We start from the raw sequence: 21,344 nt of genomic DNA on the forward strand, positions 1-21,344 counted from the left end.
GCTATGGGGTGGTGGGGGCCCAGCTCGCCGTGTTGCTGAGGGAGCGCCACCCGGACCTGCCGCTGCTCATCGCCGGGCGCCGGGAAGGGCCCGCCAGGGAGCTGGCCGCGCGTCTGGGGAGGGCGGAGGGCGTCGCGCTGGATGTCCGCTCGCCCCAGGCGTTGGCGGCGCTGGGGGGGAAACCCCGGGCCGTGCTGTCCCTGGTCAACGACCCGGAGGACACGCTGCTGCTGGCGGCGTCGCGCGACGGCGTGCCCGTGCTGGACATCACCCGGTGGACGTCCCGGTTGAAGGCCACGGTGCTCCGGCTCTCGGGTGCGACGCCGGGCGCGCCGGTGTTGCTTGGCTCCGCGTGGATGGCGGGGCTGGTGCCGCGCCTCGTGGCGATGGCGGCCCGGAGGGTGGGGCGCCTGGAGCGCGTGGAGGTGGCCATCCGCTTCGCGCTCGCGGATCAGGCAGGTCCCGACTCGTTGGAGTACATGGACCGGCTGGGCCTGTCCTTCGAGGTGACGGAGGACGGGCAGGAGCGGCAGGTGCTGCCGCTGACGGACGGCCGGCGGGTGAGGTTTTCCGATGGACGGCACACCCGGGTCTTCCGGCTCGACACTCCCGAGCAGGCGACGCTGCCGCGGGTGCTGGGGGCGCGCACGGTGACGACGCGGCTGGGCTTCGACTCGGGCTCCGCGACCTGGACGCTCGTCGTGCTCCAGCGGCTGGGGATCCTGCGGCTGCTCCAGCACCCCCGCTGGGCGTCGCTGCGCCGGACACTGCTCACCGGCAGCAACACGGGAGGCGAAGCCGCGTGGGTGGCGGACGTGGAGGGCGAGCGCGGGCAGGTCCGCATCGAGATGGTGGATCCCCGGGGCCAGGCTCACCTCACCGCCGTCGGAGCGCTGCTGGGCGCCGAGCGGCTCCTGGGGCTGGACGGAGCGCCGCCGCCGCCCCCGGGCGTGTGGTTCCCGGAGCATGAGCCCCGGCCGGAGGAGACGCTGGCCACCCTGCGGGCCTGCGGCGTCGAGGTCCGGATCGACGAGCACCTGGCGCGCGAGGTGGCGTGATGGCCCGCCGCGTGAGCAAGAAGGTCCCGGGGACACTTCCCTCGGCGAGCCCCCGGAAGGGGACGGCGGTGCACGCCAAGGGCACCGAGCGCGTGGAGCGCATCCTCGACGCGACCCTGGAGGTCCTGGCACAGGACGGCTACGCGGGACTCACCCTGCGGGTCGTGGCCCAGCGCGCGGGTGTGAGCCTGGGCAACCTCCAGTACTACTTCCCGGCCAAGCAGGACGTGGTGCGGGCGCTGCTGGCGCGCTACCTGGAGCAGGCCCTCCAGCGGGTCCGCGAGCGGGTGGAGGGAGGAGGAAGCGAACCGGCGCAGCGGCTCCGGCGCGCCGTGGACGCCGTGCTGGAGGACCAGGACTCGGCGCAAGCCTGCCAGTTCTTCGCGGAGCTGTGGGCGATGGCCGCGAGGGACGCCATGGTCGCCGACGCGCTCAAGGTCTTCTACGCCGGCTATCGCGCGGGCGTCGTGGAACTGCTGCGGGAACTGGCGCCCGGCCTCACTCCGGCGCGCAGGGAGCGGCGCGCGGCCCTGCTGGTCGCCTTCTTCGAAGGCCTGTCTCTCTTCCGGGGCAGCGGGAATCTGCGCGACGCCTCGGTGCCGGGACTGGATCAAGAACTGCGCGTGCTGCTGGAGCAGGTGCTGCTTCCAAGGCCGGCTCAATAGTCAGATAGAGGCCGAGTCCATGGGCGAGCCCTCGGACGAGGCCCTCGATACAGCAAGTCGCCCCACTCGTTGCCGCGCAGTGAGGCCTTCATTCGGTCAGCCAGAAGTACGCGTTGCCGCTGGCCAGGGCCTTCGCCAGGAATTCACTGAACGAAGCGGCAATCTGCTCGACGGCGGGATACGTCTCGTGGAACGCATCGAGTAGGACGTAGCGGCCATCCACCGGGTGGCCTACGTCCACGAGCACGTAGTCGCCGTCTTGCAAGTAGAGGAGTGTGTACCAGGACGCGGATCCGTAGGTGTCGGAGTCCTCGTGACGCATCGTGATGCGCGCGCGTTCGATTTCAGCAAGCGAGAGGATGCGGTAGTTGGGCGCCCGCTCGCGTGGAGCGAAAAGTGTGGCGCCGTCGCAGTGCAGATAGAAGGCCCGCATGTCGCTGTCGAGCTGCCAGCCGACGCGCGACTCGAAGGAGTCCACCTGGTCCGCGGTCGCGGACGGATTGGGAAAATGGTGAGCGGAGACCTCGGCGAGCAGGTGCTGCATGGGCGTGGGCATGGCGGCGGTCTCAATCGACGTAGGGGCGCGAGGGGCCCGGTGTGAGCCACTTTCCGCCCGGCGCGTAGCAAGCCGGATACTCCTTGTTGAAGACGTCGTGCACATCTCCAGGCACTGGCAAGATGTTGTCCGCAGCCGTGGCGGGGCCGCCGTGCGCGAGGTCGAAGATGTGGTGGCCAGGCCAGGGATCCTTACCTGCAGGCCAGGCACCATAATCCCGGGCCCAGTCCTCGCGGAATGCGGCGCGGGCATTGTTCCACTTCGTGCGCTGCTGCTTGACGTTGGCGATGGCGGGGTAGTCGCAGCAGCAGTGGGTGATGGCCAGCCGTCCCCCTGCCTCCGCGGGCATGAACAGGTAGCGCCCTTGCCAGTCGCCTTTGATGTCGGCCAGCCACATGCAGCCCATGAGCGCGTGGCCCTGGGCCGCGCACTTCGACTCGCACCGAGACAGGAACGCGGCGCTGCACTGCCAGGGCCCGTAGTAGATGGTTGTCCGGAGCTGGCCGCCGTCCGGCGTCGTGACGACCGGGCTGACCCACTTCGCGCGTGCAGGACTGCCTCCGCCGCCAACGGTGGCCGAACCGCATCCGCTGAGGCCGAGGAGGGCGATGGTGCTCACGGTGCGGCAGGGGGCAAGGCCGAATGTCATGGACAGCCATGACAGCACGGCAGGCGCGGCAAGTTAAGGGCAGGAGCCCGTCCACTGAATCGAGGCAAAGAGTCTCCAGCCCCACCGCAGGAAGCGCGAGGCCGACTTGTCTGTCGCGCACGCCAACGTGTACGCGACTCATCGAGCCGAGGAGCCCTGCGTCAGAACGAAGGCAGGTCGGACGCCAGATGCGACGACAGCCCACCGTCCATCACCAGGGTGCTGCCATTGACGTAGCCGCCAGCGGGCCCGACGAGGAATGCCACCAGGCCCGCCACCTCTTCCGGCGTTCCGAAGCGCTTCGCGGGGATTCGTTCCAGCAGCCGCTCGCGTGAGGCAGCGGGCGCCTTCGCCAGCATCTCCGTCTCGGTGTAGCCGGGGCAGACCGCGTTGCAGGTGATGCCGTAGGCGCCCCATTCCGCGGCGATGGCCTTCGAGTAGCCCACGAGCGCGTGCTTGGTGGCCGCGTACGTGGACGATTGCGCACCACCAAAGAGACCCATGATGGACGCGATGTTCACGATGCGCCCGTAGCCCTGCGCCTTCATGCGCGGCAGCGCCCAGTGACACAGGTTGCGCACGCCCTCCACGTTCACGCCAAACAACTGGTCCCACTCGGCGACGCTCACCTCGTCCGCGCGATGAAACGGCCCGCCCATGCCCGCGTTGTTCACGAGCACCCGGGGCACGCCCACCTTCGCTTCGAGCCGGTCGAGCGCTGACATCACGTCGTCCCTGCTCGCGACGTCGCAGGCCAGCGGCCACGCGCGGCCCCCGGCCTCGACCAGCTGCTTCTGAAGCTGTTCCAACGCGGCGACGTCACGAGACAGCAGGGCCACTTCGAACCCGTTCCGTGCCAGCTCGGTGGCGATGGCCGCGCCAATCCCTCGGCTGGCTCCGGTGACGACAGCGACAGGTACCTTCGATTGCGTCTCCATCACAGGACACCCTGGGGCGGGACGAGGCGGAGCTCGTCGACCCGCACGTTCGGAGGCTTGATGGCGATCTCCCAGATGCACTGGGCCACGTCCTCCACGGAGAGCATGTCCGCGGGACTGAACTCCGGCCGCGACTTCCAGAAGGAGGTGTAGACGGCGCCGAGCGACAGGAGCGTCGCGCGGATGCCGAACGCCTTGCCCTCCTCGTTCAGGACGCCGGTCAGCCCGCGGACGCCATGCTTGGTCGCGGCATAGGCCCCATTCATGGGGAGCGTGAGGTGGTCGCTCACGGAGCCGATATGGATGATCCGGCCACCGCCTCGTGGCTTCATCCGCCGGAACGCTTCGCGAGCGCACAGGAACGTCCCGGTGAGGTTCACGTCGACGGTCCGCTGCCAGTCCTCGAGAGACGTCTCGTCGAGGGGCTTGAAGACGCCGACGCCCGCGCAGTTGACCAGGATCGAGAGGGGACCCAGCTCCGCCTCCGCCTTGTCGAACAGGGACTTCACGGAGTCCTCACGCGTGACATCCACCCGCAGCGTGTCCGAGGTCTCCGTCGCCACGTCGTTCGCGGCGCACACCACGCGCAGGCCCTCCGCGCGCAGCTTGTGGGTGACAGCGCGTCCGATGTCGCCGGTACCGCCGACGACGATGACATTCCGAGTGCTCAAGCGCCGGGCCTTTCCAAGGGGCTGCTTCGCCCGTATCTACTCAGGCGCGCCCTGTTCGATCCACGTGAAGACGAGGTCAATCTCTTCTTCGGGGATGGGCGGCAGGCCCAGGGGCATGCCCAGCACCTCCAGCTGGAAGTGCCCCTCCAGCTCTCCCTGCCGTGCGAGCAGCGCGGCCACCAGCCGGGGCGTCCCATCCTCCAGCCGGTCCGGGAGCCCGCGGAACTGGCCGTCGCGCTTGACACCTCGGACGATGCCGGCCCGCGTGGCCAGGTCGAGCGAGGCGCCGTCGTAGCCGAACCCGCCCGTGTTCCCCGGCCCCTGATCTCCCGGGCGCCGCATGTCGGAGTGACAGTGGAAGCACAGTTGACGTGAGAGTTTCTGGGCCACCTCCGGATAGTGCACCTCGCGCTCCAGCATCCGGGGCCGGTACCGGGGCCGGGGGACGGCCGCCACCTCCGGAAGGGGCTCGCTCAGGAAGGCCACCAGGTCCTCGACCTGCCGCGGGGTGAACGGGAAGGTGGGCATCTGCGTGCCGGGGAGGATGCGGTGCGGATCCGTCAGCCAGTTCCGCAATTGCGCCAGGGACATGCGGTCGCGCACATGGCGCAGATCCGGGGCCCGCCTCCGCGCCGAGGGGCTGTTGAACTCCTGAGCGCCGTAGCGCAGGGACGCGAGCGGGAAGTCCCCTCGGAAGTGACAGCTCGCGCACGCATTCTGCGCGTAGAGCGCCCGGCCCGCGGCCGCGTCACCTCGTGCGGGCTCCGCTGACTCCTGCTCGGTCACCGCGAAGAAGTCCGCGATGAGCTCCGCGTCCTTCGGACCGATTTTCATCCGGGGCATGGTGGCGCCGTAGAGCGGCCTGACCACGTGCGGCGCCTGGAGCCATGAGGTGAGCCAGCCGCGCTTGACCCGCTGGTTCAGCGAGCCGAGGTCCGGGGTCCGCATCAGGTGCGTGAGGTGCCCCTTCCACCGCTCGACCTCCGCCGCTTTGTACCAGAGGTCGAGCCTCCCGGCGGTGATGGCCTGGTGGCATGTGACGCAGTTCTCGCTCATGCGCGCGGACACCGGCTCGAGTCCGGGCACCACGTGGCAGCGGTTGCACTGGAAGTGCTCCACGGCCTCGCGCGGACTCTCCGGCGAACGCTGGGTGGGAGCGAGGACTTGCGTCGGCAGGCGAAGCGCCAGCACGTCCGCGTCACGGACGAGCACATAGCCACCCCCGGCCGCGGCCACCACGAATGCAACGCCAGCCAGGGACGCGAGCGGAAGGGAGCGCAGAGCCACGAAGGAGGTCCCGGCGCGGCTCAGTACTCGTAGACCTGCTTGAAATAAGGCTTCGGGTACTGACAGAGATTCGGGAGGAGGTACGTCTCCCGGGCCATCCCCATCCCCAGCACCAGCAGGACCGACGTGACCACCAGCCCCACCAGGGTCACCCGGGCCTTGTCGCCGAACAGCCGTCGGCCCGGGCCGTGGAAGAACGCAGCCTGGAGGAGGAAGAGCAGCACGGGACTGGCCACCAGCGCCGCCAGCAGGGGGCGGCGCACCGTGCACTTGGAGATGGCGCTCGCGCTGAAGTGGAGGAGCGGCCCGGCCACCGAGACCGTTTCCAGCAGCAGGACCAGCGCGACGCCGACGAACAGGAAGAAGCCTCGGCGCGCCCTGGACGGCTCGGGCTGTCCCATGGCGGCCGGGCCCCAGACGTTGCGAAGGACGACGCGGTGCAGGAACACCGCGCCCACGGTCCAGAAGATCAGGTCGACCCAATAGGACTGGCTGAAATCCCTGTAGCTGTCGTCCATCGCGTTGATGCAGGCAATCGCATGCAGCGGCCAGAGGACCAGGGCGCAGAGCAGGGGTGGGACGAGGGCGCGGGGACGCATCCGGTGAGACTATCAGGCACTTCGCTGGGAGTGCGAGTGAGCCCACCGGGCGGCTGAGCCCAGCGGCCGGGCCGGAGCCGTGCATGCCGGGCGCACGCTGCCGGTGAGCACTCTCGGGGCCTACCCTTTGGCGTGCGCCCTGGAGGGACGGCGAGCCCCAAGGGCTGGCGTCCCCCTGGCTGGCAGGTCAAGCCGGCGCACCTGCCGGGAGTCCTCATGGAGCACCTCCTCACCCACGCCGAGCAGCCCGCCGCGGCGCGCCAGGCCAGACGTGCAAGCCGGGCCTGGCCCCGCTGGCTCCGCTACACCTTGCCGGGCTCCTGGGTCGCGCTCCTCTTCGCATGTCTGGCTTTCACGCCATCCCTGTTGCCTCGCAGCGGGCCCTTCCAGGGGTTCGTCAGTGGTCTCAGCGCGGCGATTGGCTATGGGCTCGGGTGCCTGGGGGCGTGGCTCTGGCGTGAGTTCGCGAACCGTCCGGCGAGGACGCCCCGACGGCGCGCATGGGATGCCTTCTTCGTGACGGCCATCGTGGCGTTGGCGGCATCGCTGCTGCTGGGCTGGCATTGGCAGCAGCGCCTCCGCGAGCTCATGGGCATGCCCGCTTCGGGCCGCGCGGGGTATCTGCTCGCGCCCTTCGTCGCGGCGGTCGTCTTCTTCCTGCTCGTCGCCGTGGGACGCGGTCTGCGTGCCGTGTCCCGCGCCCTGGCCACGCGGCTCGCCAGACACATCGGTCCTCGCGCGGCCCGGGCAACGAGTGGACTGGCGGTGGTGGTGCTCACCGCGCTGATCGCCAGCGGCGTGCTGTGGGACGGGCTCATCTCGATGGCGGACCGCACCCTGGCGGTGCAGGACACGATGACCGACGAGGGCGTGGTCCCACCTCGCACCGCGCTGCGCTCCGGGGGCACCGGCTCACAGGTTCCGTGGGAGTCATTGGGACGGGAGGGACGCAACTTCGTGGGGCGGGGGCCCTCCGTCGAGGAGCTCTCCCAATTCCATGGCTCCGCCGTGAAGGAGCCGATCCGCGCGTACGCGGGCTATGCCTCCGCGCCGGATGCGGAGGGCCGCGCCGCGCTCGCGGTGGATGACCTGGAGCGGGCCGGTGGCTTCGACCGCGCGTACCTGCTGGTGGTGACGACCACGGGCAGTGGCTGGGTGGTGCCGGAGGCCGTGGATGCCTTCGAGTACATGGCGCGCGGCGACTCCGCGATCGTCGCCATGCAGTACTCGCACCTGTGGTCGTGGCTCTCCGTGCTGGTGGATCAGGAGCGGGCCAAGGAGTCCGGCCGCGCGCTCTTCGACGCGGTCTACGAGCGCTGGTCGAGGCTCCCTCCCGGCCAGCGCCCGAAGCTGCTGGTGTTCGGAGAGAGCCTGGGCTCCTACGGCGGAGAGACGGCGTTCAGCGGCGAGCGGGACCTGGCCAACCGCACCGACGGGGTGCTCTTCGTCGGGCCGCCGAACTTCAACACCCTCTATCGCGCGTTCACCGACCACCGCGATCCGGGCAGCCCCGAGGTGGAGCCCATCTACCGTCAGGGCCGCATCGTCCGCTTCAGCCGCCGGCCGGGCACCGACATCCCGCCCGCGTCCGCGCCCTGGGGAGACTCCCGCGTGCTGTACCTGCTCCACCCCTCCGACCCCATCATCTGGTGGAGCCCCCGGCTCCTGGTGCAGCGGCCGGACTGGCTGCGCGAGACTCGAGGCGATGACGTCCTGGGCCAGATGGTGTGGATCCCCTTCGTGACGTTCTGGCAGGTGACGGCGGACCTTCCCCTGGGAATGGAGGTGCCCGCGGGCCACGGCCACGTCTACACCGCCGAGCACGTGGACGGCTGGGCCGCGCTCCTGCGGCCTGAAGGCTGGAGCGCGGATCAGACGGCACGGCTGCGGAACCTCCTCCTCTCGCGGGACGCCTCAAGAAACGACTGAGCGGAGGAGGCTCCACCGCGCGCTCACGGTGCGTTGAGCCAGTCGAAGTGGTGGTCCAGCGTGAACGTGCCGTCCGGTTGGTCAATGCGCACCAGCAGCCAGGGCGGCACCGTGCCACCCAACACCGCGGGGACGTTCATCGGCTGGCGGCGCGGATCCTCGTAACGCCTCACGGTGCCGGCGCTCAGGGCCCCCATCCGCAGGCCCGGCAGCGGGGCGCTGGGCGTATGGCAGGACTGGCAGAAGGCATTGCCGCTGGTGTCCGGGCGCGGCACGTCGGCCTCCAGCGCGGGCATGGCCATCATCGACGAACGCATGCAGCGCTCCCGCCACTCCTGCACGGGGTTGGGATTCTTGTGCACGCGGTCGATGCACAGGTGCTCACCGGACTGGGCCGGGTAGTCCAGGGGCTCCACGTAGGACTCCAGCCGCATCTGTTCGCAGAGGCGCCAGCCCGCTGCGTTCGGGTACTGGAGTGCACGGGTGCGCAGCGCCTCCAGCACCGGCGAATACAATTCGTACTTGCGGAAGGCCAGGTTCACCGTCGTCCCCAGCGCCTGGTTGCACATCAGCTCGTCCACCCACGGCCGCGACGCATCCCCGGGCGACAGCGCATAGATGCGCAGCTCGTCCACCCAGCCCTGGAAGGGCAGGCGCGCCTGGCCCCGGACGAAGTCCGGCCCCGGGTCGCTGAGCGTCATCCACGTCCAGCCATTCATGGAGTTGAACATCGGGTCGTAGCCCAGGTCCTGCGCGGCCACGGGCAGCGTCGTGTGCGGCGTGCCGTTGATATAGAACGTGAGCTTCCGCTGGCCCGCGTCGGTGAAGACCTTCATGCCGAAGTGGAAGTAGCGCCCGGACTGCACCAGCGAGCCCAGGTTCACGGTGAACGTGGAGCCCGTGCGGCCGTTGTAGCCCGTCAGTTCGTGCCACACGGTGTTGTTGCTGTCGCGCGCCTGCAACAGGCCCACCCACGAGTTGTCGGAGAAGTAGAACAGCGTGCGCGGCAGGGTGCGCACGACGGCACCGGGGCGGGCAGGCGGCGCCTCCATCCGTGAATCCAGCCAGACGCCAAACAGCCAGTCCCGGCGCGAGCTGTCCACCAGGTAGCCCATGTCCATGAAGTCGTTGAGTCCATCCAGCCAGACGCCCTTGCCGCTGACGCCGCCCAGCGCCACCGGTTCGATGCGCGCACCGCCTCGCAGCCGCACGCTGGAGGGGGGCTGCGGGCCATCCGTGCCGAACAACGGGCTGCCCGTGGCCGCGTTCTGCGCCAGCGGGTTGCGCATGAAGCGGAAGTCCGCGACGCCGCCTCCGCGCACGTAGGCCCACGCGTTGCGGGTGGGCACGAAGCCGTCCTGCGGGAAGGTCTCCGCGCGCTGCGGACCTTCCGGAGACACGTCCATGCGCATCGCCGCGTTCATGTGCGCCACCACGAACGCGCGCTTGTTGAGGTAGTCGTCGAAGGCCACCTCGGAGTTGCGCTGGGTGTTGGACTGGAAGTTCCACACCACGTCGAACGGCAGCGTGGGCCGCAGGACATTGAAGGTGTTGAGCTGGTTCTCGAACGAGAACAACTGCGAGCTGCCCTTGGGCGTCAGCGGCACGTCCGCGCCCGCGTAGAGGCGGAGGGAATAGGTGCGCTGGTAGCGGGCATCGTCGGTGCCACCCAGGTCGGTGATGCTCATGCCGTTGTCCAGGATGACGGCCTTGCCGTGCGTCCAGGCGCCCAGCACGGAGATGGCCTGCGCCGGAGCGCGGTCCGGATTGAAGCGGGCCCGGTCCGTGTCATTCGCGGGCGCGATCCACAGATACTCGCCGAAGGACGCGGGGGAGAAGCGGTCCTCGCTCAGCACCTGCCGCGCGTAGTAGCCGTCATGGGGGTTGTTCTTCGCCGCGAAGAACAGGTTCTTGCCCTCGCGGTCCAGCCACGCGTACGCGCCCTGGTTGCGCACGCCGAAGGGGATGGCGTTGCCCAGCGTGTCGCGGAAGTTGCGCGGCTGGCCGTTGATGACCTGCGAGCGGGCCAGCTCGTAGCGGGTGTTCACCGCCGGGTCCATGGGCATCATGCTGATGGGCTTGAAGTGGCTCCAGCTCGCGGCCTGGCAGATGGAGCCCGAGGCCGCGTAGAAGAGGCCGCCCATGTTCAGGATGAGCATCCGGCCGTCGCCGCTGGTCGCGGGCTCGAACATGGCCAGGTGCTTCTCGCCGGGCCCGTTGCCGATGATGCCGTTCCAGGTGGAGCCGTTGCCGATGACGGCGTCCTCGTCGTCCTCCACCATCAGGTCTCCCGCGACGCTCTGCCGGTCGAAGAACTGGCACCACTTGGGGGCGGTGGCGGCGGTGTTGCGGTCGTAGACGGTGAAGATTCCGATCTGCCGGGGGACGTAGCACTGGAAGCCGGGGTTCTGCGTGAACAGGCGGCGCCAGTCGATGGTGTCCGGCGTCCCGGGGACGCTGTACGCGGAGCCGGCGCTCATCTCGCCCCAGTTGGAGCCATGGGGATTGAAGGGGCGGAACGGCGGCAGGTCCCAGGTGGGCAGGGACTTGAGCTCGCCTTCGGGGTTGCGCGGATAGACCCACAGGCCCCAGTTCTCCACGCCGCCTCCCACGGCGTCTCCGGCCGTCACGGACTTGGGGTTGCGCACGAAGACGGTGAGCGCCACGGAGCGCAGCTCCCAGCGCTGCCCGGTGGACGCGACCATGCCGTAGACGAGCGAGATGTCGTAGCAGTCACCGGAAACCCACGGCGAGGTGGACTCGTAGCGGGCCCGGCACGCCAGCGGGTTGCGGCCGTGGCCGCCCGCGTTCAGCGACGACACGGAGTCCTCGCACATCGTGCTGTGGAGCATGTCCGGGAAGTCGCCGTTGTTCTTCACCGCGAGCCGGCTGAAGCCCGGCATCGGGTTGAAGGCGACGAAGGGATGGAGCCCCGGCTGCCAGGCGGGCTGCACGTAGCGCTGGCCCTTCTGGGCGAAGTCGTAGCGGAAGTCCTGGCCCAGCAGCTCCGGCCGGAAGGTGTACAGGGTGGAGCCCTCCCCGCAGCCGCGGCAGCCGCCGCGCACGAAGAGGCGTCCGTCATTGCTGCCCCGGTTGAAGGGCAGCACCTGGATGGCCTGCGACGCATCCACGGCTTCAGGCGTGCGCGGCGGGCTCCAGCCGTTGTCGTATTCGAACGGAGGGAACGGCTGCATCACGGCGGTGAGGGCCGAGGGGTGCACGGACAGCGGCATGGCGCCCGAAGAGCGGTAGGGACGCGTCGCCGCCGACAGCTCGCGGAAGATGCTGGGGCGCTGGGGGTTCTGGTCGTTGAAACAGTTGTCGACGCGGCTGTAGTCGCTGGAACACGCGGGGGTGCCCACGAAGGCCACCTCGGAGAACTGCGTCGGCGTGTCCAGCCGGGCTTCGGACGTGGCGAGCGGCGTTGGCGGAGAGGCGTCCGCGGAGGGCGGTGAATCACACGCCATGCTCACGCTGAGCAAGACAAGGGCGCAGGCCCGCCAGGGGCCTTGAAACACGGAAGGGAAGGGCATGACACACGGTGTAACCGTCTCACGCCACCCGTAGCAACTGCTCTGGGGGCGCGCGGGGGCCTCGCCTTTGATGCAGAGCCCTGACACATCATGGCGCAGGAATTGGAAGTGCCTGCTGCCTGCCCCGTAGAGTCGCGCTCCTGATGACGCTCTCCTTGTTGGGTTTCGTCCGTACTCTACGGCGGCGCCAGCTGCTGCGCCGGCCCTTTCCCCCGGGATGGTCTGCCTATCTGGAGCGCCATGTCCCCTTCGTCCAGGAACTCGCGCCGGAACCGCTCCAGCGATTCCTGGACCTGCTCAAGCTCTTTGCATGGGAAAAGGAGTTCATCGGGGCAGGGGGGCTCACCCTCACGGATGAAATTCGGGTCGTGGTGTCCGCCACGGCCGTGCGTCTCGTGCTGTACCTGGACCTCTCCTATTACGATCGATTGCGCGAGGTCATCGTCTACCCGGATGCCTTCAAGCTGCCGGATCGCACGGGCGTGGTGCTGGGGGAGGCGAAGAATTGGGGCACCGTCATCCTCTCGTGGCAGGCCGTGCTGGATGGGTTGCGAGAGCCGCGGGACGGCCACTCCACGGCCACGCACGAGTTCGCCCATGTCCTGGACCGGGAGGACGGAAGCTTCGATGGCACGCCCCACCTGCGCCGCTACTCCCATTACGCAGCCTGGGCTTCCGTGATGGGTGAGCACTTCCTCAAGCTGCGCGAGGGCCGTCCCCTGGAGCGGGCGGTGTTGGATGACTACGGCGGGCTCAACGAGGCCGAGTTCTTCGCAGTCGCCACCGAGTCATTCTTCGAGAAGTCGCGCCAGATGAAGGAGAAGACGCCCGACCTCTACGAGGAACTCAAGCGCTTCTATGGGTGGGACCCCGCGCTCGGGCACTGACAAAGGCCCCTGCACCTGGTGCGGTCCGCCCGCGCATATGACCGGACGCGCGGGATTGTCGCTCCGTCATCGACAGGCCAGGACGGTTTGACGTGGGACCGAAGCGTGCTTCGCCGGATTCCCCTCATCGGCCGGTGCCGCCGAACCGCGCTTCGCCGCCGCCGCGTGACTCGCTGAGGAGGGGGGATCCTCGGAGGGGCTGGCACATGCCCTGCTAGTGCCCGGGCTGGACCCGTGGCCAACGAAGCCGGCCCCATCACACGAGGAGCAGAGCATGCACGACGTGGATCGCACCTACCGGGAGCTGGAGGGGGAATCGTTCGAATTCGAGTTCAACGCCGAGAACGAGTGGGGCGAGGTCTTCAACGAGAACGAGCTGAACGAACTCGCCTCGGAGCTGTTGGAGGTCAGCAACGAGCAGGAGCTGGAGCAGTTCCTCGGCAACATCATCAAGAAGGTGGGCGGCGCGGTTGGCCAGTTCGTGAAGTCTCCCCTGGGCAAGCAGCTCGGGGGGATGCTCAAAGGGCTCGCCAAGCAGGCCCTGCCGATGGTGGGCAGCGCGCTCGGCAACCTCGTGGTCCCCGGCGTGGGCGGTGCTGTCGGCGGCAAGCTGGCCTCCATGGCGGGTCAGGCGTTCGGTCTCGAACTGGAAGGCCTGAGCCAGGAGGATCGCGAGTTCGAGGTGGCCAAGCAGGTCGTCCGGCTGTCCGCGGACGCCGCCAAGGCGGCCCTCTCCGCACCGGGGAACTCCGCGCCCCAGCAGGTGGCCAGCGCGGCCATCAATCAGGCCATCCAGAAGTTCGCCCCCGGCCTCTCCAACCAGCTGGCGATGCGCGCGGCGGGGACCGGAGGCCGCAGTGGCCGCTGGGTGCGCAAGGGCAACAAGATCATCCTCTTCGGGGTCTGACGACCATGTCCGACGGCTCCTTCGCCTCCTGGATGCTGTCTCAGGAGGCCCGCGCGCTGCTCACCCGCCTCGAGCGCATCAAGTCCTTCGCCATGTCGGAGACGATGGTCCCGGCAGCCACGCTCTCCGTCGAGGCGCAGGCGGCGGTGGAGCGCTATCTGATCAAGGGTCGCCGCGAACTGCGGACCCAGATCCACCAGTACATCTCCTGGGTGGAGGGCCCGGAGGGCCGTCGGGCGACACCCGCGGAGGCGCACCGGCGCTTCACCTTCCTGCGGTTGCGCTTCAACGTGGTGCTGTCGCACTTCGACATCTTCAGCGAGGCCCTGAGTCAGCGCAGCGAGGCGGAGAACGGTGTCTGGCTGGCTGGGATGGATGTGCTCTCCAAGGACGCGCTGGCGCTGCCCGGCTACTACGAGGTACCGCCCGTCATCTGCTACCTGGCCCGCGGACCCGGGGCGGCCATCCGCCGCGCGCGCACGCGCTTGCCGGGGGGCGGGGAGAACCCGGCGGCCATCATCCGCGTCCCACGCGAGCGGATGATTGGCAGCAGCCTCGCCTCCTCGCTCTTCCACGAGGTGGGGCACCAGGGCGCGGCGCTGTTGGGACTGGTGGCGTCGCTGCGCGCGGCCCTGCGCGAGGTGTCCCACGAAGGAACCGGGGACGCGGTGGCCTGGGGTCTGTGGGAGCGGTGGATCTCCGAAATCGTCGCGGACTTCTGGTCGGTGGCACGCGTGGGCGTGACCTCCACGGTGGGGCTGATGGGGGTGGTGAGCCTTCCGCGAGCGTTCGTGTTCCGGCTGAACATGGAGGATCCGCATCCCATCCCATACATCCGCGTGAAGCTGAGCAGCGCGTTGGGAGGGCTGCTGTACCCGCATCCGCAGTGGGCGCGGCTGTCCCGGCTGTGGGAGGAGTTCTACCCATTGGAGGGGCTCTCCGAGCAGCACCGCCAGGTGCTCGCCGCGCTGGAGGCGAGCCTGCCGCGCTTCGCACGGCTCCTGGTGGAACACCGGCCTCCTTCCCTGCGTGGTCGCACGCTGGTGGAGGTCATGGGAACACGGATGCGCCAGCCAGCACGGCTCGGAGAGCACTACCGGGAGTGGCGGTCCCGGCGCTCACGCATCAGGGAAGCGCCGCCCTCGCTGGTGTTCGCCGTCATCGGGCAGGCCCGGACCGATGGGGCCATCTCACCCGAGGAGGAGAGCAAGGCGCTGGCCGAGCTCCTCAAGTACTGGGCGCTGCGCAGCACGCTCGATGCGTCGGAGACCTGCGCCACGCTCTCCAAGTCCCAGGCCCTGGCCTCCGTGCTCCGGGTCCCCGCGTTGCCGCGAAATTCCGTTACCTAGAGTCGGAGGAAGATCATGGAAGGCGTCAAAATCACTTTTAATCACGGTAGCGCCGCTCCAGGTAATACAATCACTCTTGAGGCCTCCGCGAGTACCGACCACTTGCATGATGTTGAGTCGCGTGACTACGTCTGGTTCGTGCAGGGGGGCGAACTTGTGGAGGAGGGCAAGTCTTCTGGTAACACGCTGGAACACAAAGACAAGCGCCCTGGTGCTGCTGACACTGTAAGGTGGAGGCTTCCGTCGCTTGTGGATGCCAAAACGGTCATGGCCACGGTCACGGTCACTTTGTCTGAGAACTACAAAAAACGGGAAGGACGTTCGTCCATTTCTACCGCCTCGCTGACCCTGAGCTTCGAAGGGAAGGTTTGCGAGCCGGACGTCAAGAACGTGGTGCGCGAGACACTCGGCGAAATCAACTCCTTCAGTGCAATGGGACAGATGCCCGTCCTTTCCGTGGCGCTGCAACGCACCCAACATCTGTTTACGTTCGATCTCATCCTTTGGATGATCATCCGAAAGACCACCAACTGGTTGTCTTTCGGTGAGTACAGCAAGTTCATCGACGAGCACTTCTGCCCGGACGAGCAAAATGCGGATCCGACCATGGGAGCGGCTGGCGAACCTGGCACGCCGCGCAATCTCACCCGATCCAAGCTCCGCCTGCCGTTCCCAGGGGTGGATGCCTACCGGAAGCTGAAGGCTCTGACCGATACCTTCATGCTGGCGCGCACGGGCGTGCTGGTGGATTTTGATCGTCTGCTGCGCAAGCTGGACCCGAGCGAGGAAGGCGCACGCATCGGGCAGCCTCTTCCCAGTGATTCAGACTTCTTAATCAAGGTGTGGAATCGCTACCTGGAGAACGTGAACGGCAGCAGCGATGGTGCCCTCCCGTACCTGGCGATCATCCGCAACAAGCTCCCCGATGTGCCACTCATCAACCCTCAGGATTTCCCACCCGGGGACATCACTGCCTGCTTCGGCATCATCCAGAAGAAGCTGTCCCAGCCCACCTTCCTGGAGCTCATCTGGAGCTACTGGCACGAGGAGGGAATGCAGATCCAGGCGATGAACTACATCAGCCAGCGCTTCCAGAACGTGCGCGGACCCGGGGACCGCGACCCGCTGGCGACCCTGGAGATCGATGCGCTGCGGCCCCTCAACAACCTGCTGTGGGGCTACATCCAGGATGAGCAGCACCGGCTGAGCGTCGTGCGCCGCGCGAACGAGTACGAGCACGAGTACGGCTTCACGCTGCACGGCAAGGCGGTGACCGGGCTGCGCACCGTGGATCGGCGCTCGAAGTTCCTCGAGTCCTTCCACAACCTGCTCCACAAGTGCGTGCAGTTCTTCCGGCAGGACGATGACACCACCGTGGTGTCGGACGGCTTCCCGGTGCTCAACGCGATCAAGGAGACGCACTACCTGCTGGCGCAGGGCGCCCACAACCAGTTCGGGGACATGCCCTCCACCGCGCGCCAGGAGATGCTCATGCAGCAGTGGCTGCTGTCTCGCCCGGAGATGCGCGAGTTCCTCGGCGGGCGGGTGATGGTGCCCTACCCGGAGCCGTGGATGGACCGTGTGGACGCGATGAAATCGCTCCTGGGCTGGACGGACGTCAGCGTGGTGCACTTCCACGACCTGGCCGTCTTCGGGGAGCAGGTGCTCCTCTCCTTGCGCTACGGAGGCTGGAGCGCGACGAACGATCCGAACCAGGCCGCCAACTGGGCACGCTACTGGCGGGCGGAGATCCAGGGCTACGTCCACGCGTACCGGGCTGTCACCGGCGTGGACCTGTCGGCCGACATCACGGACCAGAAGGCCCTGGCCGAACGCTACGTGGCGCCCTCGGTCCACCTGCGCAACCGGCTGGCGCTGCAACAGAGGCAGTGACTGAGGACGCCTGGGATCGATTTCACCTCCGCGCTCTACCTGGGCCTGGATCATCCAAGCCGGACGCTCGCGCCGTGGGGACAGTTCACGCTCGGCACTCCGGCTGTCCTCGAGGCGCCACCGGGAACGGTGGAGACCGCTCAAGCCCTCGCGGAACTGGTGGGCTGCGAGCGCGGGATGGTCGCCCGCTCCACGCTGCACCTGTTCTGGGATGTGTTCGGTGGGTTGGGAGGGCGCGGTCAGGCCCTCTACTGGGACGAGGGCAGCTATCCGGTGGCGCAGTGGGGGGTGGAACGGGCGGCGGCGCGCGGCGTGCCCGCGCGGAACTTTCCCCATCATTCGCCAGGGGCTCTGGCGCGGCTCCTGGCTCGGGAGTCCCGGCAGGGCCGCCGGCCGGTGGTGGTCTGTGACGGTTGGTGTCCGGGCTGCGGCGCGCTGGCGCCACTCGACGCGTACCTGGAGGTGGTTCGGGCCCATGGGGGCCTGCTCATCCTGGATGACACCCAGGCCCTGGGCGTGTTCGGCGTGCCGGAGCCGGGCCTGCCGTACGGAACCGGCGGGGGCGGCTCACTGCGGCGGTTCGGCCTCCAGGGGCCGGACATCCTGTGGTGCGGCTCCCTGGCCAAGGCGTTTGGAGTGCCGATGGCGGTGATGGCCGGCGGCGCGAAGGTGGTGGCCCGGTACGAGGAGCTCAGCGAGACGCGGGTGCACTGCAGCCCGCCCTCGGTGGCGGACCTCCATGCCGCCGAGCGCGCGGTGGCCATCAACCTGCGGGAAGGCGACGTGCTCCGTGAGGAGCTGGCACGAAGGGTAGGGCACTTCCGGGGGCGGCTGCGGCAGGCGGGGCTGTCCGCGGTGGGCGGGCTGTTCCCGGTGCAGCGGCTCCAATTTCCCCCCGGCGTGGACCCGCGGAAGGTCCACGAGCGGTTGAGTCAACGAGAGATCCGGACCGTGCTTCAGCGCTCGCGCTGCGGCCCGGAGGTGTCGGTGAGCTTCATCCTCACCGCGCGGCACCGCGCGGCGGAGCTGGATCAAGCCGTGGAAGTACTGGTGGAGGCCGTCCACGGACGGCACCCGGGGAGGACACGTCATGAGTGAGTGGTACGAGGCCGAGGACGAGAGCGAGCTGGAATCCGAAGGGGAGGGCGAAGAGGAGGCCCGCTTCTCGCGGTCCTTCCGTCCTCCCCCCGCGCCCCGGATGCGTGTGTCCTCTCCCGCCCAGAGGCGGTACGGGGCCTGGCGCGCGGGTTCAACACCGTCCCGCTCCGCGCCAGCGGCTGGCGACTCAGGCGGGTCGCGGCGGCGAAGGTCGGGGCGGCGGCGGCCAGGGCACCGTCCCTGGATCATCTACGGAGGACCCTCCGGCTATCCGGTCGCACTGTTGGCCCCGGGCATCCCACCTCCATTGGGTGCGCCGCCTCCGGAAGACGTCGAGCCCGGGGCTGCGGAGCCCTCCGAGGCGCCCGCCGCGGACGCGCAGGCCGCTCCGCCCGAGCAGGCCGGGGAGCCGCAGGAGTTCGAGGTGCCGCGGGAGGGCGTCCATGCGCGAATCACCTCCTGGAGGCCGCGAACGCTTACGACATTCCCGTCCGACAATGTTCCAAGGGGAGGCGGCCTGTACGTCGTGGTGGAGAAAGAACGGCCCCTCTACGTGGGCGAGACGGACGACTTCCGGGTGCGGTGGCATGCTCGCCTGCGGGACATCCATCAGGTGGGGCTCACCAGGAGCGATAACAAGCTACGCATGCCTCTTACGGTCTGGTTCGGGCAGCTCTCCCCCAACACAAAGATGGCTCGCAAGACGGCTGAGCACGCCCTCATCCGTGCGTTGATAAATGCCGGCTTCGTGCTCAAGGACCGCCTGCGTAATTCGAAAGCCATCGAAGAGTTCCGCGTGATTGGCAATGTCTGCATCAAGAATCTGTTCCCGAAGGGGGCATGGAAAGGCCCGTCCGGCAAGGCGCTTGGCCCCCGCGATCCCGACAAGGCGCAATACTTCAAGAACCGTGTGCTCACGCTCCCCATGAATGCGACCTACGAGCTGTTCGGGCGCTGAGCGGATCCGGATGATCATCGACTGCCATTGCCACGCCGGGAAGGGCGACGGGCTCACCGGCCCCTGGGACACGTCCGCGCCGCTGGAGGACTACCTGCGGCGTGCATCCGCCGCGGGCATCTCCCGCACCGTGCTGCTCTCCACCTTCCACTCCGACTACGCGACGGCGAACCGCCAGGTGGCCCTCCTCGTGAAGCGCCACCCGGAGCGCTTCTACGGCTTCGTCTTCGTGCATGCCGTGAGGGACCGCGGTCACGTCTTCGAACGGGTCCAGGAGGCGGTCCAGCGCTACGGCTTCCGGGGCATCAAGGTCCACCGCTACGACGCGCGCATCACCCGGGAGGTGTGCGAGGTGGCCCGGGCCTTCGGGCTGCCCGTCCTCTACGACGTGATGGGAGAGATCTCCGGCGTGGAGTTGATCGCCACCGAATATCCGGAGGTGTGCTTCATCATCCCGCACCTGGGCAGCTTCGCGGATGACTGGCGGGCGCAGCGCGCACTGTTGGATCCGCTCTCACGTCTGCCCAACGTCCACGCCGACACCGCGGGGGTGCGCCGCTTCGACCTGCTGGTGGAGGCGGTGGCGCGGGCCGGAGCGCACAAGCTGCTCTTCGGCTCGGATGGACCGTGGCTGCACCCGGGGGTGGAGCTGGCCAAGGTGCGCGCGCTGGAGCTGTCCCCGGAGGACGAGCGGCTCGTGCTGGGAGGCAACCTGCTGCGATTGATGGGCTCTCGCCGCCAGAAGCCGATGGGGCGGGTGACTCGCGGGAAGGGACCGGCCCCCGCGGAAGAGGCGGAAGTGCGAGACCCCTGGCCTCCCGAGGACCTCCGGCAGGGCGGGTGCTGAGTCGGCGGCTCCGGAGTGTGGCTATTCGTCGTGCTGGGCCCGGCGGAGCTGGAGCGCGCGATCCGTGACGCCCAGCCTCCGGGCGGCGCGCTGGAGGTTGCCCTGCTCCTCGGCGAGGACCAACCGGATCGCCGTGTCCGAAGCGCTCCGGCCAATCTCCTTGAGCCCCGCCCCGAGCGACAGCGCGCGCTGGATGGCCTGTGCGAACGAGACGTCCCTCCAGTCCCCGGGCCCTTCGGAGGAGGGGCGGTCATCGGGCGGAATGTCGCCCACGGTGATGGGCCCGGAGCCCACGTGCCGCTTGCAGATGCGCCCAATGAGCTGACGCAGTTCGCGGATGTTGCCCGGGTACTCGCGCATGAGGAGGTACTCGCGCACATGGGGATCCAGCTCGAGCTCCATGTCGGGCCGCAGGGTCCGGAGGAAGTGCTGGGCCAGGGGGAGGATGTCCTCCGGGCGCTCGCGCAGGGGCGGCAGCCGGCACATCCAGCTCAGGATGCGGTGGAAGAAGTCGCGGCGGAACCCTCCCTGGGTGACCTGCTCGGACAGCTCGCGGTTGGTGGCGCAGACGAGCCGGAAGTCCGTTTGCTGCCAGGCATTGGCCCCCACGCGCTTGTACAGACGCTCCTGTACCACCCGCAGCAACTGCGCCTGGAGGGCCAGAGGCAGGTCCCCCACCTCGTCCAGGAACAACGTCCCGCCATCCGCCAGGGCGAAGGCCCCGTCGCGTGCGTTCGCGGCCCCCGTGAAGGAGCCCCGCTCGTGGCCGAAGAACTCGCTGCCGGACAGCTCCGGCACCACCGTCGTGCAGTCCAGCGTCACCAAGTCCCGCCTGTTTGGGCGCCGGTCCAGTTCATGGATGAGCCGCGCCACCTCCTCCTTGCCGGTGCCGCTCTCCCCGAGCAGCAGCACCGAGGCGTCGGTGAACGCGGCCACCTCGACCAGCTGCCGCAGCACCGGGAGCCACGAGGGCGCCCGGCCCACCAGCCGCCGTTGCACGGCGGGCGACTCGATGATCCGATCCACCGCGTGCCAGCGCTCCAACCGCGCGGCGATCTCCGCCGCGGCGTCGCGCGAACCCTCCCAGACGAGCGCATCCGAGGCCCCTGCCTGGAGCAACCGCCAGCACGCCCCCGCCGCGAGCCCCTGGCTGGTCGTGGCCACTGCCAGTACCCGCGTCATGGTGTTCATCCGGCTGTCGCGCACGGCGTCCAGCGTGGACGTATCCACCTCATTGAAGACGAGCACCCCGAGGCCAGCGGGGGCTTGCGCGCCACACACCACCCACTCGATGCCCACACCCTGGAGGGCCTCCAGGACAGTCGGGCGGAGCTGGGCGGCGTCACGCCCCATGAAACGGATCCAGGCTTTCATGTTGCCCCCGCGCCAGGCCCGATGACCCGGGATGGAAGTGGATGGACTCCACCTTCTTGGATTGTCTTCACTGGCACTGGACGGCCCCCCACCCGCCATCAACATTGCCATTCCAAGGCCCACCCGTGGATGTACACCTCGTCAGG

Annotated in this window: 18 protein-coding genes; 10 read left to right on the forward strand and 8 right to left on the reverse strand. The window is 68.7% G+C overall.

The window, feature by feature from the left end; translation table 11 throughout:
* A partial coding sequence (locus tag D7X32_RS28525; RefSeq protein WP_120605718.1) for a saccharopine dehydrogenase family protein occupies positions 1-1,058 on the forward strand: 1,058 nt, incomplete at its 5' end.
* A gap of 11 nt (positions 1,059-1,069) precedes the next feature.
* Positions 1,070-1,723 (forward strand): TetR/AcrR family transcriptional regulator, encoded by a 654-nt coding sequence (locus D7X32_RS28530; protein ID WP_244239233.1) that lies wholly within the window; start codon positions 1,070-1,072, stop codon positions 1,721-1,723.
* Positions 1,724-1,811: 88 nt separating this feature from the next.
* Here the strand turns inward: D7X32_RS28530 and D7X32_RS28535 are convergent, their stop codons facing one another.
* The 6 genes from D7X32_RS28535 to D7X32_RS28560 form a co-directional block, all read right to left on the reverse strand.
* On the reverse strand, positions 1,812-2,279 hold the full coding sequence (locus tag D7X32_RS28535; protein ID WP_167506525.1) for an SMI1/KNR4 family protein: 468 nt from the start codon (positions 2,277-2,279) through the stop codon (positions 1,812-1,814).
* A gap of 10 nt (positions 2,280-2,289) precedes the next feature.
* Positions 2,290-2,898 (reverse strand): hypothetical protein, encoded by a 609-nt coding sequence (locus D7X32_RS28540; RefSeq protein WP_244239234.1) that lies wholly within the window; start codon positions 2,896-2,898, stop codon positions 2,290-2,292.
* Between the two features lie 191 nt (positions 2,899-3,089).
* Positions 3,090-3,866 carry an SDR family NAD(P)-dependent oxidoreductase gene (locus D7X32_RS28545; protein ID WP_120605720.1) on the reverse strand — a complete coding sequence of 259 codons (777 nt, stop codon included), beginning with the start codon at positions 3,864-3,866 and terminating at the stop codon, positions 3,090-3,092.
* Complete coding sequence (locus D7X32_RS28550) at positions 3,866-4,537, reverse strand: SDR family oxidoreductase (protein ID WP_120605721.1); 672 nt, start codon at positions 4,535-4,537, stop codon at positions 3,866-3,868. Before D7X32_RS28550 ends, D7X32_RS28545 begins: the two co-directional genes overlap by 1 nt.
* A gap of 36 nt (positions 4,538-4,573) precedes the next feature.
* Positions 4,574-5,824 (reverse strand): c-type cytochrome, encoded by a 1,251-nt coding sequence (locus tag D7X32_RS28555; protein ID WP_120605722.1) that lies wholly within the window; start codon positions 5,822-5,824, stop codon positions 4,574-4,576.
* Positions 5,825-5,844: 20 nt separating this feature from the next.
* On the reverse strand, positions 5,845-6,423 hold the full coding sequence (locus D7X32_RS28560; RefSeq protein WP_120605723.1) for a hypothetical protein: 579 nt from the start codon (positions 6,421-6,423) through the stop codon (positions 5,845-5,847).
* A 216-nt stretch (positions 6,424-6,639) separates the two neighbouring features.
* Between D7X32_RS28560 and D7X32_RS28565 the strand changes: the two genes are divergently transcribed.
* On the forward strand, positions 6,640-8,352 hold the full coding sequence (locus D7X32_RS28565) for an alpha/beta hydrolase (RefSeq protein ID WP_120605724.1): 1,713 nt from the start codon (positions 6,640-6,642) through the stop codon (positions 8,350-8,352).
* 23 nt (positions 8,353-8,375) lie between these two features.
* On the opposite strand, the gene D7X32_RS28570 is transcribed toward D7X32_RS28565, so the two are convergent.
* The gene (locus D7X32_RS28570; protein ID WP_120605725.1) at positions 8,376-11,819 is read right to left on the reverse strand and encodes a LamG-like jellyroll fold domain-containing protein; all 3,444 of its coding nucleotides are present in this window, start codon (positions 11,817-11,819) and stop codon (positions 8,376-8,378) included.
* Positions 11,820-12,028: 209 nt separating this feature from the next.
* Here D7X32_RS28570 and D7X32_RS28575 point away from each other — a divergent pair, with 209 nt between their 5' ends.
* The 7 genes from D7X32_RS28575 (at position 12,029) to D7X32_RS28605 (ending at position 19,824) form a co-directional block, all read left to right on the forward strand.
* Positions 12,029-12,772, forward strand: a complete 744-nt coding sequence (locus D7X32_RS28575) for a M90 family metallopeptidase (RefSeq protein ID WP_438358955.1) — start codon at positions 12,029-12,031, stop codon at positions 12,770-12,772.
* Positions 12,773-13,046: 274 nt separating this feature from the next.
* The gene (locus D7X32_RS28580; RefSeq protein WP_120605726.1) at positions 13,047-13,679 is read left to right on the forward strand and encodes a hypothetical protein; all 633 of its coding nucleotides are present in this window, start codon (positions 13,047-13,049) and stop codon (positions 13,677-13,679) included.
* 5 nt (positions 13,680-13,684) lie between these two features.
* Complete coding sequence (locus tag D7X32_RS28585) at positions 13,685-15,028, forward strand: hypothetical protein (protein WP_120605727.1); 1,344 nt, start codon at positions 13,685-13,687, stop codon at positions 15,026-15,028.
* A gap of 15 nt (positions 15,029-15,043) precedes the next feature.
* Complete coding sequence (locus D7X32_RS28590) at positions 15,044-16,921, forward strand: hypothetical protein (RefSeq protein WP_147450307.1); 1,878 nt, start codon at positions 15,044-15,046, stop codon at positions 16,919-16,921.
* A 129-nt stretch (positions 16,922-17,050) separates the two neighbouring features.
* Complete coding sequence (locus D7X32_RS28595; protein WP_208752563.1) at positions 17,051-18,019, forward strand: aminotransferase class I/II-fold pyridoxal phosphate-dependent enzyme; 969 nt, start codon at positions 17,051-17,053, stop codon at positions 18,017-18,019.
* Positions 18,020-18,545: 526 nt separating this feature from the next.
* Entirely contained in the window at positions 18,546-18,977 is a 432-nt protein-coding gene (locus tag D7X32_RS28600) for a hypothetical protein (protein WP_147450308.1), read from the forward strand.
* 10 nt (positions 18,978-18,987) lie between these two features.
* Positions 18,988-19,824 carry an amidohydrolase family protein gene (locus D7X32_RS28605; protein WP_120605731.1) on the forward strand — a complete coding sequence of 279 codons (837 nt, stop codon included), beginning with the start codon at positions 18,988-18,990 and terminating at the stop codon, positions 19,822-19,824.
* Between the two features lie 21 nt (positions 19,825-19,845).
* Here D7X32_RS28605 and D7X32_RS28610 read toward each other — a convergent pair whose 3' ends face one another.
* Positions 19,846-21,177: a sigma-54-dependent transcriptional regulator gene (locus tag D7X32_RS28610; protein ID WP_244239235.1), complete on the reverse strand. Its 1,332-nt coding sequence runs from the start codon at positions 21,175-21,177 to the stop codon at positions 19,846-19,848.
* Between the last annotated feature and the right edge of the window lie 167 nt (positions 21,178-21,344).

It is taken from the genome of Corallococcus carmarthensis, from assembly GCF_003611695.1.
GTDB lineage: Bacteria > Myxococcota > Myxococcia > Myxococcales > Myxococcaceae > Corallococcus > Corallococcus carmarthensis.

Excerpts from the sequence above, each read along its gene's own strand:
- D7X32_RS28570 (WP_120605725.1), bottom strand. The coding sequence starts at position 11,819 with ATGGCGTGTGATTCACCGCCCTCCGCGGACGCCTCTCCGCCAACGCCG.
- D7X32_RS28545 (WP_120605720.1), bottom strand. The coding sequence starts at position 3,866 with ATGGAGACGCAATCGAAGGTACCTGTCGCTGTCGTCACCGGAGCCAGC.
- D7X32_RS28560 (WP_120605723.1), bottom strand. The coding sequence starts at position 6,423 with ATGCGTCCCCGCGCCCTCGTCCCACCCCTGCTCTGCGCCCTGGTCCTC.
- D7X32_RS28605 (WP_120605731.1), top strand. The coding sequence starts at position 18,988 with ATGATCATCGACTGCCATTGCCACGCCGGGAAGGGCGACGGGCTCACC.
- D7X32_RS28610 (WP_244239235.1), bottom strand. The coding sequence starts at position 21,177 with ATGGGGCGTGACGCCGCCCAGCTCCGCCCGACTGTCCTGGAGGCCCTC.
- D7X32_RS28575 (WP_438358955.1), top strand. The coding sequence starts at position 12,029 with ATGACGCTCTCCTTGTTGGGTTTCGTCCGTACTCTACGGCGGCGCCAG.
- D7X32_RS28585 (WP_120605727.1), top strand. The coding sequence starts at position 13,685 with ATGTCCGACGGCTCCTTCGCCTCCTGGATGCTGTCTCAGGAGGCCCGC.
- D7X32_RS28590 (WP_147450307.1), top strand. The coding sequence starts at position 15,044 with ATGGAAGGCGTCAAAATCACTTTTAATCACGGTAGCGCCGCTCCAGGT.
- D7X32_RS28580 (WP_120605726.1), top strand. The coding sequence starts at position 13,047 with ATGCACGACGTGGATCGCACCTACCGGGAGCTGGAGGGGGAATCGTTC.
- D7X32_RS28535 (WP_167506525.1), bottom strand. The coding sequence starts at position 2,279 with ATGCCCACGCCCATGCAGCACCTGCTCGCCGAGGTCTCCGCTCACCAT.
- D7X32_RS28565 (WP_120605724.1), top strand. The coding sequence starts at position 6,640 with ATGGAGCACCTCCTCACCCACGCCGAGCAGCCCGCCGCGGCGCGCCAG.